Source organism: Nitrospirota bacterium, assembly GCA_023229435.1.
Lineage (GTDB): Bacteria > Nitrospirota > UBA9217 > UBA9217 > UBA9217 > JALNZF01.
In genome coordinates this window covers 115887-131642 of record JALNZF010000006.1, presented here as the reverse complement: position 1 = coordinate 131642, position 15756 = coordinate 115887, and the positions used below count along the sequence as shown (strand labels likewise).

Genomic DNA, 15756 nt, shown 5'->3' with positions numbered 1-15756 from the left:
CCCCTCATACAATGTCAATCATAGTGGATCAGCATGGCTTCCTTGATCTTCTGCGCCTTCTCCCTGCTCACCAGCCGTTCGACGATGGCGAGACCGAAGGTAAGTGCCGTCCCCGGTCCCCTGCTGGTCAACACGGTCCCGTCCGTCACCACGGACTTTTCCACATACACCGCTCCGCCAAGCCTGTCCTTGTAGGAAGGGAACGAGGTCGCGCGCTTGCCCTTCAGCACACCCGCACTCGCGAGCACGATGGGCGCGGCGCAGATAGCGCCGGTCAGTTTCCCTTGTTGTGAGAAGCTTGTGATCAGTTCCTTCACGCGCAAATCCGCGTTCAGGTTGTCCGAGCCCGGCTGGCCGCCCGGCAGTACGATCATGTCGAAATCATCCGCCTTCACCGTGTCGATCACCGTATCGGGAATGACCTTCACCGCTCGGGCGCTCGTGATGAATCCCCCGTGCAGACCCGCGACCACCGTGTCGATCTCGGCGCGTCTCAGAACATCGATAATGGCCATGGCCTCCACTTCCTCAAAACCGTCCGCAAGTATGACTGTTACTCTCGGCATAGACACCTCCTGTATCCCGGTGAAATCTGTATTCGAATAAGGTAATAGTATATCGCGTTTTCCCCGATTCATCAACTCATGGAAAAGAAGCTGGCGTACATTAACAGGTTGTTGAAAAACACTTAGTTTACCCTTCGACCCTTCGGCAAGCTCAGGGCTCAGGGCGAACGGAGCGTGTATTGAATTTATTCGTATTTATCCGTTCGTGGTGAGCCTGTCGAACCACAAAAAGACTTTTTCAACAGCCTGTTAAGAACGATCAGAACGTGACGGGAAGTCTCTTGCGGGGGCATGCTCCGGAGTATCTGTTCAAAGGAGGTATTGCAGGATCTTTTCACGAAATTCGAGAATGTTGAGCGGCTTCGTGAGGTACCCGTTTGCGCCGAGTGCAAGGCCCCGCTCACGGTCCGGAAGTTCACCCTTCGTGGTGATGAGGATGATCGGCGTGTCCTTTTTAAAGACCTGGCGGACAGCGCGAATGACCCCGGCCCCGTCCAGTTCCGGCATATTCATATCAGTGAGGATAAGGTCGACGTCATGGTGATTCAGTTTCTCGATCGCTTCCAGGCCGTTCTCCGCCTCAACGAGCTGTACCCCCGGCAGCAGCTTGATCAGGTGAAAGAAGAGGAACATCCGCATCGTCTGCGAATCGTCTACAACGAGGATCTTTTTGTTCTCAAAAGACAGCATGCTTGTTCCATGCCTTTCATCATTGATGAATAGAACCATGCAACAACAGTTTCATCACCTGAAATCAGATTCCCGATTACCCCTTCGGGAATGACGCTTTATTCGTGTGTTTATGTCATCTCCGAATGCCTCTATCGGGAACGTGGTGTCAATGTATGGGGGATACCTATTGGCCGCAATGGTTGCTCAGGCTGTCCCGGACCGGCCTTCGTCAAGCCCTTCCTGCTTTTTCAGCGACTCGTTCGATATTTTTTGAAGGGCATCCTCGACGAATTCCCTGATCAGAGCGCGGTGTTCTTCTGAGAGTCCGCTGAACAAGATCCCGATGCCGGCGTTCGGCACGGAATATCGCACCACGGCCTGAGTAGCCACCACGCCGGTCCCGATCGGGAATGACAGCATAATGTTCGTCCCTTCGGGAAAGGTCTGCGTGGTCAGGAGAAACACGCCGCTTTCGCTGATATCAACGCTTTTTGCATGGGTCTTTTCATTGATCATCACCCTGCCGGAAAAGGACACGCGCGGAAAGAGCCGGACCGAATCGAGGTTCGTCAGATCGGCACCCAGGTCTTTTACGCGGACAGCCAGCTTTGCCAGATGGTCGCGGAAACCCCGGCTCAGGATCTCGAGCAGCTCTTTCATTTCCTTATTGGAGTCCCTCAGCGCTGCGACGACATACTGTTCAACCAGGCTGGATTCGATCAGATAGCATTGAACAAGGATCTCATTGACCTTGTCACGAGGCATGGCAAGGATCATCTTCATCAGGTATGTTACCTTGTTAAAGTCGGTGAAGTTGAGATACACCTCTCCAAAGTCGCTCGGTTTGGCCCGGATGACCCGCTGCTGCATCCGCGCCAGGTTGACGTGATCCAGCTCTTCCAGGTGGAGCTGATAAAATAAATCCTCGAGCGCCTGCTCACCGCTGAACTTTGCCCGCAGTTTCGTGTACATATCAGCAAGGTTCACTTCCATCTGTTCGATCAGCTCCAGAGCCTTGGAAGCCTCCATGATATATCCTCCGCGATGATGTGAAGTTCGGTGATTCCGGTGCACGTCGACAGGGATGGGCCCCGCAACCCATACTGTACAGTGTAACCAATTAACGATACGCTGTCAACAAAACCGTTAAAAACCTTTTAAAAGAAATCTTCTGCTCTTTCATTTCATTTGGCTTCCGGGCACCTGCCCGGGAAGCGACGCAATGCGTTCTCTACTTCACCTCTTCGATCTTCACGATATTCTCGTACCGCGAGAAGATCGGCGCTCTCCATCCGTATTTCTTGATCTTGACCGGCCTCCCTTTGAGCCGGATCGCTTCGTTCTGAACCGTGCCGGAATCGAATTTGAACCGATACCAGACATCTTCATTGACAAAAGGCCGGTATTCAGTGGCGATCATGAACCTTCCTTCCACCTTCGTCATCTGGGCGTCGGTTATTGTTGTCTGGATCGTGTCCGCAACAAAATAACTGTACAAGACCGTCAGGATACAAACCAGGATTCCGGTCACGATCGCCTTGAACTTGAAACTTCTGAAAAATCCCGCCATGACATCTCCTTTTTTTATGTTAGTAGTGTCAAAATCTTTCACCGCAGAACGCGGAGGAAGTGAATCAATGTAAAACAACAAAAAACCCTCCGCCAGCTTCAGGCAAAGGGCTTTCCCAATTCATGTCAATTCGCGGCTGAATATAATTTCATCCATAGGCATCCGTACACACCCCGTTCAACTCCATCCAATTCGTCTCACAGGGCAGATCCGTGGAAAAAACATTTACTCGTTTTCCACCATGTCCCAGACACCGCAATCGCAACAAAAGCGAGTTTCCCTAAGAATTCTCATTCTCCTGCGCTATAACTTTTTCCAGAACAAGGATCAGATGTGGAAGGTCATCAACAATAGTATCCCAAACTCGGTCGAGGTCAATATCGAAGTAGACGTGAATAAGACGGTTACGCATGGCAACAATGTCTTTCCACGGGAGTTCCGGATGAAGTTCACGAAATTTCTGAGTTACCGTTGAGGCAGCTTCGCCGATAATCTCAATGGACTTGATAAGGGAAAGTACGAGCATCCGGTTGGAGGTAAGGTCGTTTCGGTCCTTGCCTTGCGCAAAGGACAGCGCTTCCCGAGCCGCATCCACCATGTGGCGCAGGCGAATGACGTCATCCTTCCGCATACTGCACCTCAGCAGAAGCAAGCACGTCATCCCTGAAGTAACGGCTCAGATCAGCGGGCGTTCTCAAATCAACCTGTCGCCTCACAAGCTCCGAAAGCTCACGCTCGATGCCTGCCATTCGAAGGAGACCGACTACGTGTCCCGACTCGAATTCCACAAGTACGTCCACATCGCTGTCACTGCGAAATCCGTCGCCAAGAACCGATCCGAAGAGGGCAAGCCTGCGGATGTGGTGCTTCCTGCAAAACGCCGCAATTGCATCGCTTGATAACTCTATTTTTGCCCTGTTACCCATTTTGCTTCTCTCCATTCCTTACTTATAAAAAAGGTACTATAAACCCTTTTAAAACGCAAGGGGAAACAATAAAAAAAGCCCTTACCAGTGTTCAGGCAAAGGGCTTGCATTCGGGGGCAGGCTCCCATCCTCTCCCTCGAGGGGAAAGGAAGTTTCCTCTACTCGTTCTCCACCATGTCCCAGACTCCGCAGGGGCAGATACCGGCGCAAAAGCCGCAGCCGATGCAGAGGTTCTCATCCACCACATACTCGAATGACTTGTTCGGCAGCTTCTTGCGCGAGATGGCGCCGTAGTAGCACGACTGCTCGCACATGCCGCAGTCGCGGCAGGAGCCGCAGCTCATGCAGCGGTCGGCTTCCTTCTTTGCCGAGAACTTGCCCGCCATCCTGCAAACTTCGTAATACTGGGTCTTGACCTTTTCGTAGGGTATCACGCGCCGCTCGTCGGGCACATAATCAGTGTTCATCAGCTGGGCGTTGATCACATCGGCGGCAACCTTGCCCTGGCCGATGGCATTCGTCACCAGTCCCGGCTTGGTCGCGTCGCCGATGGCGAAAACCTTCACGTCCGAGGTCTGGTTCAGGTCGTTCACCGTGATATAGCCGCGCTCGGTGTTGATCGACGGAGGCAGGAAGTCGAGCACCGGCTTCTCGCCGATGGAGATGATGACCAGGTCCGCATCGAGGCTCGTGCCATCCTTGAAAAAGAGCTTCTTTGCCCCGGCATCGTACTTCTCGGTGAACTTCGGGAACAGTATCTGCGTCCCCTTTTCCTTTGCCATCTCCTGTTCTTTGCCGAAACTGGCCGGCTTCTGCACATCAACGGCGATCACGCTCTCGGCGCCGTGGTCATACGCCTGGCAGGCGATATCCATACCGACATTGCCCGCGCCGATCACGACGACCTTCCTGCCCGCAAGGTTCCGGGGTTTGCCGAAGTTCACTTCTTTAAGATAATCGATGCCCGCGACCACGTCTTCGTGGCCCGGGAACGGGATCACTCTGCCTTCCTGTGCGCCGACGGCGATGACCACCACGTCGTGGTCCTTGTATATCTTCTCGAACTTCTTTTTGTCCACCGGGGACTTCACCTGGACATTCACGCCGATCTCCGCAAAGCGCGAAAGCTCCTTGTCCAGGATCTTCTTGGGCAGGCGTTCGCGCGGGATGCACATCTCGAGCTTTCCGCCAAGCTTGCCGCCCGCTTCATAGAGGTCAACGCTATGGCCCTTGAGGCCGAGCTGCCATGCCGCGGAAAGACCGCCCGGTCCGCCGCCGATGATCGCGATGCTCCGGCCCGTTGACTTTGCCTTTTTCGGGGCCTTGAGATTCAGCGCGGCCGAACCGTACGCCTTGATGTTCAGCGGCTGGTCGATCCTGCCGCGGGTGCAATCGGTCATGCAGAGGTTCGGGCAGACCGTGCCGCAGACCGTTGCCGGAAGCGGGCTGTACTGGAGCACGAGCGCCAGCGCCTCGGCGGTCCTCCCCTGCCTGATCAGCTGCGCGCGCTTGTGCGACGGGATGCGCGAGGGGCACGCATAGGCGCAGGGCGGAAGATACTTGTCGTTCTTCCAGACCGGCATCCAGCGGCGTTCCTCGCCGGTGGTGATATAAGGAAGTACGGACCGGTCGTGGGTGAGATAGGCGCCGAACATGCCTCCCTTGCCTACTTCCTTCTCCCACACGTTCATGCGGAACTCGGTGAGTCCCATCTTGAGCTTGCCCTTTTTACCGTTCTTCTCCGCCGGGGTGAGGGCGATCAGCTTCTTCCAGGCATTCACGTCCTTCGCAAGCTCCTGATAATGGGAAATGCGATCAATGGCCTGGAGATACGGTCTCATGTTCTGCGTGAGCCACTCCCAATCCTGGGGTGTGAGGTCCAGGAGCTGCACATCCGCCTTGCTGTATTCCTTGATGGGCCCGCGGAAATAGATCGTGCCGCCCACCATGCCCACGCAGGGACGGTAGCCGAGTACGTTCTCAGGATCGCGGGGATCCACGCCGCAAACCACGGCAATACCGCCTGCCTTGAACTCGGCAAAGGAGTCGCCCACGCCGCGGAAGTACCAGGACTGAAGGTCAGGGAAACGCGGGTTCTTCTTGGTCATCGTGTCGCACCGCGCGCCGCCGCCGCCCTGCACATAGAGCTTGCCCTGTGCGCCTGCGTTGTGTGCGCCGTTCGCCACGTCGCCGAGCACCGTGATGGTGGCGCCGCAGTTGAGCCAGCCCGTATCGTCAGAGGTTGAGCCCTTGACCAGGATCTCCGTGCCGTCCATGCCCATGCTGCCCACACGCTGGCCCGAGGTGCCTTCGATGGCGACCTTGATCTTTCCTTCGCGGGGCCAGATCCTGCCGCCGATGCCGTGCTGGCCTTCAGCGGTGACGCTGATGTCCCTGGCGCCGTCCTTGATGGCCTTCTGGACCTGTTCTTCAAGGTCTTTTGAAGAGACCCGTTTCCCGTTGATAGTGCCCTTGATGATCATATCCTCTAACCTTTTTTAACCGCAGAGATCACCGAGGAAAACCGTTTGTTTAATAAAACCCAAGATTTTCTCCGTGTCCTCTGTGGTAAATATTTTTTGCGGTTTACTTTCATTCCGCAATCCGCACTCGGCACTTAACACACGTAGCTGATCTGCAGCCGGTCCGCGATGTCCTTGTCGTTCACGCCAAGGGCGTCGGACATGCCGATCGGGAGTTCCGTGCTCCTGCCGAGCGGCGCGAAGATCTTCTTGAGCTCCACGTCCGCGGCCTTGAAGACCTCCACCACACGCTCCGCGACCTTGTCGGGATCCAGCCTGCGGTACAACTTCGGGTCCTGCGTCGTGATGCCGCGCGGGCACCTGCCGAGGTTGCAGACATTGCAGCGGTTGTACTCGTCCCCGAAGCAGCCCGCGGCCGTCTGCATGATGTACTTGCCGATGTCCACCGCCGACGCGCCGAGCATGATGAGGGCCGCCGCGTTCGCCGCGAGGTTGCCTCCCTTGCCCACACCGCCCGCGGCGATGAGCGGGAGTTCGTTCTGTTTGCCCTGCCTCACGAGGTCCAGATAGCAATCACGGATGTTCGACGCGATGGGATGTCCCATCTTGTCCAGGGACACATTGTAGGCCGCGCCGGTGCCGCCGTCCTCGCCGTCGATGCAGAGTGCCGCGGCATAGGGGTTCCGTGCGAGATTGTTCAGCACGGCACGGGCCGTCTTCGTCCCGGAAATTTTCGGATACACCGGCACGCGGAATCCCCAGGCCATGGACATGGACTGGATCATCTTCGCGACCGCCTCTTCAATGGAATACTTTGTCTGGTGCGTCGGCGGCGACGCAAGGTCAACGAACTGCGGCACGCCGCGGATCTTGGCGATCAATCCGAGCACTTTATACGCCTGGAGCAGGCCTCCGTCGCCGGGCTTCGCGCCCTGTCCGTACTTGATCTCGATGGCGCACGGGTCCTCGATCATGTCCGGAAGCGCGCGGATGATCTCGTCCCAGCCGAAATAGCCTGACGCGATCTGGATGATGAAGTATTTCAGGTAGCGGGACTTCAGAATGCTCGGGGGCAATCCGCCCTCACCGGAGCACATGACCACGGGCAGGCCTTCGACCTCATTCAAATAGGTGATGCCCATGGCAAGACCTTCCCACATGTGCGGTGAGAGGGCGCCGATGGACATGCTGCCGATGCGGATGGGGTAGATCTCGCGCACCGGCGGGATGAACGTGTGGTTGCTGATCGTCAGTTTGTCGCCTTCAACCTTGATTGGAAGCTTCTCCGCCGGAAGGTTCCTGCCGAGAAGCGTCCTGATGCGGAACTCATGCCTGCCCGCGTCCAGCGCCGGGTCGGTGAGCATCGAGATGCGGGTGAACTTGAGCCTGTCGAGCGTCGAAATCGACGGGTCGTTCCGCCGTCCGCCGCGCATAAAGGGAACGCCGCCCTTGTTCTTGAAGTGGTAGAGCTTGTGCTGGAAGTTGTACTCCGGGAAAATTGCGTCCGCGGGGCAAACGAGCGTGCAAGCGCCGCATCCGATGCAGTACCGCTCGATCTCCGTGACCTGGTGCACCACCTGGGTCAGCCGGCGAGTGACCCTGGGTTCGGGGCTCGAACCTTCGGACGTTACCACCCGCTGGGTGGTGACCGTGGCCTCGATGGATTTCATGGGGCAGACGGCCGTGCAGCGGCCGCAGCGGGTGCAGCGGTCCTCGCGCCACCGGACAATATAGGGAAGCTCTTTTAACGAGAGCTGATGGTTCTGGTCTAATCGTGCAGCTGATTCCATACCTGCACCTCCTGTGCTCCGGGCGCGATAATCACCATTAGCGAGAGCTGATAATTGTTATCTAACCGTGCAGCTGATTCCATACCTGCACCTCCTGTGCTCCGGGTGCGATAATCATCATTAGCGAGAGCTGATAATTGTTATCTAACCGTGCAGCTGATTCCATACCTTAACCTCCCGCGCGCCGGGCGCGATGATCACCATGTCATACTTCATGGGGAAGATGTCCGTTGATTCATCCCGGTCCGGTATGGCGCTGTCCACGCCGCAGACCTCGGACATGAGCGCGTATTTACCGGGTTTGCCGCCAACGGCGCCGGGCCTGAGCTTCTTGGAATCGTGCGCCATGAAACACGTGCCGTCGGGAGTGAACCCGATCACGCAGTTCGGCCCGTCGATGCAGAGCGGCCGGAGCGACTTCTTGAGCAGCCGCAGCGGCTCGGCATCGGAACGCTTCCCGATCTCCGTGTCCTTCATCGGTGTGATGATGTCCTTGTAGTAATGGAGCGGATACCCGAGGGTCCGGTTGGTGTAGTGCAGGATGTGGGTAAAGACCTCGGAATCCGAGTTGTAGCCCATGTACCCCGGATTTCCGCGGCCCATGAGGAACTCGCGGATCGGCACAAAGGCCGTGTTCTCGCCGTTCGTCATGGTGGCGTATCCCTGGATGAAGAAGGGATGACAGGCGTAGAGGTAGATGGCGTAATTCGTGTTCTGCCTGCCTTGGGCGAAAACGATCTTTGCCTTAAGGCCCGACTTCTCGAGTCCGAAGAACTCGCCGAGTTGGAGGGGGTCCCCCACTTCCTTGAGGGTCAGCACGTCGGGATAGAAGGAGAACACAAAAAGCGACCCGTCGGATTCACCGATCTGCCGGAGGGCCAGCCGCGTGTTCATGAGCAGGTCCTCCTTCTCGCGAAAGGGCTTGTCCTTGTACGTTTCCGGGTAATCGTACACTTTCGTGAGATAATGCTCCCTGCGCTCGACGCCCGGCATGTTCTTGATGGGCGGGGCCCACATGAACTTTTCCTTGAACCCGAGGGCCTTCATATAATCGTCCAGGTCCCGGAGCCCCTTGTTCGAGCAGATGGCGGACAGGATCGGATAACTCTTGAACTCCTCGAAGGGCCCACCCAGGTCCTTGAGCATCAGACCGAGCCCGGACCCATCGTGTCCTTCCTTCATGGTCTCGAGCGCATGGATGTTCTCCATGGGGGAGAAATAGTCACTCGATGTTATCGCGCTCAATCGGCACATAGATAATGACTCCTCATGAAATCTCAAATCCCAAAAATCAAAATTTCAAATAAATCTCTATAGCAAAGCTCCAATGACTGACAAAACCGGGAACTTGGAATTTTGTTCATTGGTATTTATTGGTTATTGGGGTGCTTGTAATTGTCTTATAGTATAACAGGTCTTTGCCGCCAACAGGGACGCTCTCCAGGTGAACAAAGAACCGATACGCGACCGCTCAAAGAGCGGCAAAAAAAGCCCCTCCGTGAGGGGCTTTTACTCGGCAATCCATTGCCGAGTGTGTCGTAGAATACACCCGGTTCAGCTCTGGTGTCAAGCGAAAATATGCGGACAATCGGGCCGCGTTGAGCCGTCCTGCAATGCGTCAGGCCGCCGCAGACCGGTCTTTGAGCGGAGAGAGAACATTGCGCAGAACATCCTGAAAAGGGACCAGGCGGGAATATTCGAAGAGCGTGGACATGGCCTTGCTCTCCGTCGCGATCCCATGCTCTTCCAGGACGGCGATGGGGTTCAGACCGCCGACAATGACGATTCCTGCCCGGTCGATCCCGACCGGCACTTCGAGAAGGGGTTTGTTCGGGCCGCCGATGAGAAGAACACCGCGGATGCCCCGGTCTTCCAGGGTGCGGGCGAGTTTTTTCGCCTTTTCCAGACAAACGACCGGGATCTCCCGGTAACTGGCGAGTATCCTGCCTGAACCGCCTGCCACGGCCTTGGAGACAGCGGTCATTTTGCTCTTGATGAAAATTTCGAGCGGATCGAGGGACGACCCCTCGTAGCTGATCAGGGAAACGAATCGCACGGGTTTGCCGTTCGCGGTCTCCACGACCCCGCCGAACCGTGAGGCGACGGGGATGCCCGCCTTCAAAAAAATCCCGTTGATGGTCACGCTGCAGATCGTGCCCAGCCCCATCATGCCTTTGGGAACAAGGGCGCTGCCGATTTTCTCCCCCTCAGGGGCAAGGATCACCCGGTCGCTCATCACATAAGAGGACGAGAATGCCGGTTTAAGAAGTCCCAGAACCTTTCGAAGGTCCTTCCGCGAAAAATAGGAGATGTTCAGGATCACGTCGCCTTCCATGGTCGCCATGTCCAGGGTGGTCATGTAGGAAAGCGTTTCAATTTTGCTGATAACGAACCCGATCTTGTCGGAAACAAGGGAGTGTTTGAGTTCTTCCCTTCCCTGGGCGGTTATCTTCCGCCCTTCCTTGCCGAACACCTCCGTAAAACCCTTCTTGTCCAGCATCTTCAGGTAATACCGCACCGTCCGTTCGGTAAGTTCCACACCGTGCAGCTTCAACTGCCGCGAGAGCTCCCGCGACCCGGTGACGGTCTGACAGGTATCGAGAATGGAAAGAATGGCGTGAAGGGTTTTGTTCATTCGAGTCTCCCAAGCCGGACAATCCGGAAATCAAAAAGGGAACGGTTACGGCTACGATGCCCGTTTCGGTAAGTGGTTATGGTGATCGTTTTGACGCTTCACATTACCGTTTGACGATACGGGCCTCGTCACCGTAAGACGTTACCAATCATATCAGGTAAATTTTGCCGTTTTTCGTGGAATCAAAATTGTGCTGACGAATGACCATCAGACCCCGTTGCACAGGATCCTCTCGGCTTCCTTCATATCGGAATCCATGACATAGGGTATGCCGGTCACGTCCGCGCATTCCCGGGTCAATGAAACAACATCGCTCCGGTCGATATGCTGCAGGCCGAACTTCCGCGAGCCCGCCATGAACTGCTGCAGTCCCAGCTTCAGGCGGTCGGTGAATGTGTACATTGCCACGGCGCCCCAGGGTATGCGCGCGAAGTCCTTGCCGTACTTCGCCTTGAGCGTCTCGGCCGTGATGAAGATGCGCTCCGGGACATCGCCGTACTTCTTGATCTCCACGGGCAGTTTGTCCTCGTCGATCCATTTCTTGATGTTCTTGCCAACGAACGCCGGGATCATCATCGCCCTGCCCATGCAGACCGCCTTGAAATAGGGCGCGCCCAGGGCAAGCGCCTTGAAGATATGGTCTTCCAGCGAGAACCCGCCGGCGATCGCCATATCGGGAACATAGCGGCCCTTCGCCTTGAGCTGTGAAGCGAACTTGTATGCCAGGGACTGAAGGTAAAGCGTCGGGATGCCCCACTCGTTCATCATTCGCCAGGGGCTCATGCCCGTGCCGCCGCCCGCGCCGTCGATGGTCAGAAGATCGACCTCGGCATCGGAACAGAAGCGAATGGCCCGTGCCAGGTCCGATACGCGGTACGCGCCGGTCTTGAGCGAGATAAACTTCGCGCCGGCGGACCGGTAGCGCCGCACGGCTTTCTCGAACCCCTCGTACTCGACCATGCCGAGCCGGGAATGCCGCTCGAACTCCTTGAACTCCTCCTCCGCAAAAGCTTTGCGCACCACGGCGTCGGTCGGATCGGGAACCACGATGTAGCCGCGCTGTTTAAGCTCCTCCGCCCGCTCCAGTGTCTTGAGCTTCACTTCGCCGCCGATATCCTTGGCGCCCTGGCCCCACTTGAGCTCGATGCAGCTTACCCCGAGCTTTTCAATTGCATATTCCGCTGAACGGAGCCTCGTGTCCTCCACGTTTTGCTGCAGAATGATCTCGCCCGCGCCGTTGTACCACTCCTTGAAACACTTGACGCGGCGCTCAAGCTCGGGGGAATGGGCGACGATCCCGTCGTGGATCTCCGCCCCGGGGTCCATCCCGACGACATTCTCCCCAATGACGACCATAATGCCGGAAATCGCGGCGCCGATCGCCAGGCCTTCCCAGTTGTCCTTTGCGATATCCGTGGAGCCGAGCGCGCCGGTAAAGATCGGCAAAGAGAGCCTGATCTTGTGCCGGTGTCCGACTATTGCTTCGGTCGAGACTGCCGGAAAGATCGCCTTATCGGGGTCCGCGGCGATCCCGACGGCGCCGACGCAGGTGCCTTGAATGTTCAGGTGAGAGTAGTCCACGGGATACTGTTTGGTCGCGCCCGCCGTGACCTTGCCGAAGGGAAGCGGATAGAGGACCTCCCTGCCGCGGTAGGCGGACTTGCCCACCTCGCACGGCCCGGGACATCCGTCGAGACATACCGAACAGATGCCTGACTGCGGCGCCGCATCCTGAACCCTGTTTTTCGTTCCTGTTGCCGAACTCGCATTCACTTGACCTGGATTCATATGAGTGTTCTCCTTGTGTGGAATGGTCTCCGGCAGTTCGCCGGAGACCGTCCCAACGATTGGTCATTCATTGAAACACGCGGACCAAACTATTTGCCTTTGAGTATTTTCAAAGCCTCTTTGCGATAGGAGTCCATGAGATACGGGATCCCGGTGACCTTGCTGCATTCCTCGGTGAGTGACATCAGGTCCTTTCTCGACATCGCTTCGAGATTGAAACAGCGGGCGCCGGCCATCAACTGCTGCAGCCCCACTTTGATCTTGTTCGAATAGCTGTAAATGCCGATCGCGCCGAGCGGGATGTTCTTGATCTCATCATTGCCGACGATCTTCTTCACGTCTTCATAATTGACGAAGATTTCCTCGACCGTGGAGCCGAACTCGCTCACTGTTTTCGGAAGATCATTGTCCTTCATCCACTGCGCGATGTTCTTGCCGACCATGCCCGGGATCATGAGTGCGCGGCCCATGCAGATGGCCTTGACATAGGGCGCTCCCAGGGCCAATGCCTTGAATATGCCGTCTTCACTGCTGAATCCTCCGGCAAAGGCGATGTCCGGAACGCGTTCCCCCTTGTCGGTCAGCATCTTCGCGAATTCAGCGGCCGCGGAGTGCAGATAGAGCGAGGGCATGCCCCACTCTTCCATCATGCGCCAGGGGCTCATGCCGGTCCCGCCGGGTGCTCCGTCGATGGTCAACAGATCGATCTTGGCCTTGGAGCCCCACTTGATGGCCATGGCCAGCTCGCGCAGACCATAGGCGCCGGTTTTCAGGGTGATCCGCTTGAATCCAAGTTTCCTCAGCCGATGGACCTCGGCGTAAAATTCCTCTTCGCCGATGAATCCCATACGGCTGTGGCGTTCGAATTCCTTGATGGCGGTATCTTTAAAAGCGGCCTGTACGACCGGGTCGGATGGGTCGGGCGTGACAATATATCCGCGACGCTGCAATTCAAGGGCGCGCTCCAGCGAGTTTACCTTGATCTCGCCGCCGATGCACTTGGCCCCCTGGCCCCACTTCAACTCGATCGTTTCAAGTTTGTGTTTTTCGATGATGTATTCGGCGACGCCCAACCGGGTGTCCTCGACATTCATCTGCACAAGGATCTCGCCGTATCCCTGATGATACTTTTTATAGGTTTCGATCCTGCGGTCCATGTCCGGCGACTTTTTGACCTGCTTCCTGCTGTTCAATTCTAGTCCGGGATCGATGCCGCACACATTCTCTCCGCAAACAGCCGTGATGCCGGACAGCGCGGCCCCCACGGCAAAGTGCTCCCAGTTCTTGCGGGCAATTTCCGTCGATCCGAGTGCGCCGGTAAAGATCGGCACCTGCATCTTGACCTTTTTGGTCCAGCCGTAGCTGGTCTCCGTGTTGACGATCGGGAACCGCGCGGTGTCGGGGTCCCCTACCTGGCCTTTGGGAAGTCCCTTGGCTCCCAGGGCATAGCCATGGATATTGAGGTGTGAATAATCCACCGGATAGTTCTTATCGCCGCCCGCGGTGATGTTGCCGAAGGGCCCCGGATAGAGCAGTTCCCTTCCCCTGAATGTCGACTTGAACACCTCGCAATTCCCTCGGCACCCGTCGATGCAACGTGTGCAAAGTCCGCTCATCGGCGAAACACTTCTTGATCGATTGGCTGTTCTGGTTGCATCGTTTGAATTCGGTTGTGACAGATTCATGGTTTTCTCCTTTTCAATTTATTATTTTTCCCGACTGCCGTGAGTCCACGGGCAGGCCGGAGTACTACATTGATTCTGTTTCCCCATTCCACTTTAGCCTCGCTTAATATTAATTTGATAAATTAAGCCTAACTTTACATGGAAGGCAAAAAAATATTTCACTCTGTTATTAGACTCCATTTTGAACTGGCCGACCAAAGCGCAAGTAATTCGGCATCATCACCTCCTTATTAGTACCGCTTAATATTAAACCCAATGAATTAAGCTACACTTGAGTCGGAAGGCAAAAAAAATCTCTGCGTTTTATTTTATTAGAAAATAATTTAAAAGAGATCGTGCCTACCAAAGCACAAGCAATTCAGCCTCATCACCTCCTTCATTCTTCCAGTGCGAAGGGAACGCGTCCTGAAGGCGGATCACGTCTCCGGTTACGACCCGCTCTTCCTTGCCGCCGATCGTCACGGAAAGATCGCCATTCAGGACATAGACCATTTCTTCATCTTTATGATAAAAAAAATGCCGATTCATGGCAGCGCCCGGCGGCAAGACCACGATCCGTGCTGAAAACTTGCCCTGTGACACGACCTCATACACTCGTGCGGAGTCCTCGCGCACCGGCGACCGGGAGTATATCGTTTCTTTCCTGAGAAGCCAGGGAGTATCGGATATTTTCCCGCTGAGTTCGAGAAACTGGCCGGGATTGATGTCCAGCGCCCGGCACAGCTGAAGATAGGTGCTGAGCGACGGGCTCGTCTGGCTGTTTTCGAGTTGCGACAAAAAGCTCGGCGTCAGGCTGACCTTGTCCGCCAGTTCCTTCTGGCTCATGCCGATCCTCAGCCGCTCTTCCTTCAACTTGGCGCCGATGTCCGAGGCAGGTTCTTTCTTGTGCGTGGTGATCGTTATTGCATCGCCGCGGACATCGAACTGATGCGGTTTGAATCCCTCCCGGTCCTGCCTGCCCTCCAGCTTCAGCGCCTTGAGAAAAAGACTGTTCTTTCGCTTCGAAAGGTCGAACACGACCTGCGTGATATGCCGCAGGTTTGCCTTGAACCGCGGACTGTGGGCCTCCTTCTCCAGTATCCAGTACGCAACCGTGCCCAGGTCGAACAACCTCGGGCACATGTAGGTGAAGAACCGGTGCGTGTCGTTCTCATCGCCCCAGAGGTCCTGCATGCCCGTGAGGCTGTCGAATACATACCGCGCCCCCGGCGGCAGTTTGTCCTCGATGGCGTTGAGCGTGGCGGTAAACCGGTCGATGTCCCGGGGATCCTCGATCCGTACGACCCCGGGGTCCGGCTTTTCATAAAACTTCAGAAAGGTATTATCGTTCTTTCCTTTGCCCGAGGTGAAACAGTCAATGAGCGTAAAGTGTTCGGTCGACAGGAGGGCGCTGAGGTCGTTCAGCACGGTCTGGGGCGAGCGGTTGAAGTTCACGTAGATGACCTTCTGGTCGTCCTTGAAAGACCGCGAGATGAAATTCCGGATGAATACGCTGTACGCCGTCCCGGACTCCACTTCCCATACGACATTGTCGCCGATGGAATATCCGTCGATCAGGGTATCGAGCCCGGCGACGCCGGATGATATTTTATTGTTCGGTAAGTGGTTGCCGTTCATCAGGGACCCTGCTCGGTAAATGAT

The 15756-nt window shown here is 56.1% G+C and carries 13 protein-coding genes; all 13 read right to left on the bottom strand.

Features of this window, described 5'->3' with window-relative positions:
- Positions 1-14: 14 nt before the first annotated feature.
- Complete coding sequence (locus M0R70_06680) at positions 15-566, bottom strand: DJ-1/PfpI family protein (protein ID MCK9419045.1); 552 nt, start codon at positions 564-566, stop codon at positions 15-17.
- Positions 567-875: 309 nt separating this feature from the next.
- Positions 876-1295, bottom strand: coding sequence for a response regulator (locus tag M0R70_06675; GenBank protein ID MCK9419044.1), 420 nt, complete (start codon positions 1293-1295; stop codon positions 876-878).
- Between the two features lie 147 nt (positions 1296-1442).
- Positions 1443-2267 carry a PilZ domain-containing protein gene (locus tag M0R70_06670; GenBank protein ID MCK9419043.1) on the bottom strand — a complete coding sequence of 275 codons (825 nt, stop codon included), beginning with the start codon at positions 2265-2267 and terminating at the stop codon, positions 1443-1445.
- 202 nt (positions 2268-2469) lie between these two features.
- Positions 2470-2808, bottom strand: a complete 339-nt coding sequence (locus tag M0R70_06665) for a DUF1523 family protein (GenBank protein MCK9419042.1) — start codon at positions 2806-2808, stop codon at positions 2470-2472.
- 280 nt (positions 2809-3088) lie between these two features.
- A complete protein-coding gene (locus M0R70_06660; GenBank protein ID MCK9419041.1) occupies positions 3089-3439 on the bottom strand; it encodes a DUF86 domain-containing protein in 351 nt (116 codons plus the stop codon).
- A complete protein-coding gene (locus M0R70_06655) occupies positions 3426-3734 on the bottom strand; it encodes a nucleotidyltransferase domain-containing protein (GenBank protein ID MCK9419040.1) in 309 nt (102 codons plus the stop codon). Before M0R70_06655 ends, M0R70_06660 begins: the two co-directional genes overlap by 14 nt.
- 158 nt (positions 3735-3892) lie before the next feature.
- Positions 3893-6217: an FAD-dependent oxidoreductase gene (locus tag M0R70_06650; GenBank protein MCK9419039.1), complete on the bottom strand. Its 2325-nt coding sequence runs from the start codon at positions 6215-6217 to the stop codon at positions 3893-3895.
- Positions 6218-6351: 134 nt separating this feature from the next.
- Positions 6352-8007 carry a glutamate synthase-related protein gene (locus M0R70_06645; protein ID MCK9419038.1) on the bottom strand — a complete coding sequence of 552 codons (1656 nt, stop codon included), beginning with the start codon at positions 8005-8007 and terminating at the stop codon, positions 6352-6354.
- 144 nt (positions 8008-8151) lie between these two features.
- A complete protein-coding gene (locus M0R70_06640) occupies positions 8152-9261 on the bottom strand; it encodes a glutamate synthase (protein MCK9419037.1) in 1110 nt (369 codons plus the stop codon).
- A gap of 364 nt (positions 9262-9625) precedes the next feature.
- Positions 9626-10642, bottom strand: a complete 1017-nt coding sequence (locus tag M0R70_06635; protein MCK9419036.1) for an NrpR regulatory domain-containing protein — start codon at positions 10640-10642, stop codon at positions 9626-9628.
- Positions 10643-10849: 207 nt separating this feature from the next.
- The gene (locus M0R70_06630) at positions 10850-12430 is read right to left on the bottom strand and encodes an FMN-binding glutamate synthase family protein (protein ID MCK9419035.1); all 1581 of its coding nucleotides are present in this window, start codon (positions 12428-12430) and stop codon (positions 10850-10852) included.
- A gap of 89 nt (positions 12431-12519) precedes the next feature.
- Positions 12520-14115 carry an FMN-binding glutamate synthase family protein gene (locus M0R70_06625; protein MCK9419034.1) on the bottom strand — a complete coding sequence of 532 codons (1596 nt, stop codon included), beginning with the start codon at positions 14113-14115 and terminating at the stop codon, positions 12520-12522.
- 339 nt (positions 14116-14454) lie between these two features.
- Complete coding sequence (locus tag M0R70_06620) at positions 14455-15732, bottom strand: helix-turn-helix domain-containing protein (GenBank protein ID MCK9419033.1); 1278 nt, start codon at positions 15730-15732, stop codon at positions 14455-14457.
- Between the last annotated feature and the right edge of the window lie 24 nt (positions 15733-15756).

Bases quoted from the DNA above. Each gene is read 5' to 3' on its own strand.
- M0R70_06665 (MCK9419042.1), bottom strand. From the start codon at position 2,808: ATGGCGGGATTTTTCAGAAGTTTCAAGTTCAAGGCGATCGTGACCGGA.
- M0R70_06680 (MCK9419045.1), bottom strand. From the start codon at position 566: ATGCCGAGAGTAACAGTCATACTTGCGGACGGTTTTGAGGAAGTGGAG.
- M0R70_06645 (MCK9419038.1), bottom strand. From the start codon at position 8,007: ATGGAATCAGCTGCACGATTAGACCAGAACCATCAGCTCTCGTTAAAA.
- M0R70_06670 (MCK9419043.1), bottom strand. From the start codon at position 2,267: ATGGAGGCTTCCAAGGCTCTGGAGCTGATCGAACAGATGGAAGTGAAC.
- M0R70_06640 (MCK9419037.1), bottom strand. From the start codon at position 9,261: ATGTGCCGATTGAGCGCGATAACATCGAGTGACTATTTCTCCCCCATG.
- M0R70_06660 (MCK9419041.1), bottom strand. From the start codon at position 3,439: ATGCGGAAGGATGACGTCATTCGCCTGCGCCACATGGTGGATGCGGCT.
- M0R70_06675 (MCK9419044.1), bottom strand. From the start codon at position 1,295: ATGGTTCTATTCATCAATGATGAAAGGCATGGAACAAGCATGCTGTCT.
- M0R70_06635 (MCK9419036.1), bottom strand. From the start codon at position 10,642: ATGAACAAAACCCTTCACGCCATTCTTTCCATTCTCGATACCTGTCAG.
- M0R70_06655 (MCK9419040.1), bottom strand. From the start codon at position 3,734: ATGGGTAACAGGGCAAAAATAGAGTTATCAAGCGATGCAATTGCGGCG.
- M0R70_06620 (MCK9419033.1), bottom strand. From the start codon at position 15,732: ATGAACGGCAACCACTTACCGAACAATAAAATATCATCCGGCGTCGCC.
- M0R70_06625 (MCK9419034.1), bottom strand. From the start codon at position 14,115: ATGAATCTGTCACAACCGAATTCAAACGATGCAACCAGAACAGCCAAT.
- M0R70_06650 (MCK9419039.1), bottom strand. From the start codon at position 6,217: ATGATCATCAAGGGCACTATCAACGGGAAACGGGTCTCTTCAAAAGAC.
- M0R70_06630 (MCK9419035.1), bottom strand. From the start codon at position 12,430: ATGAATCCAGGTCAAGTGAATGCGAGTTCGGCAACAGGAACGAAAAAC.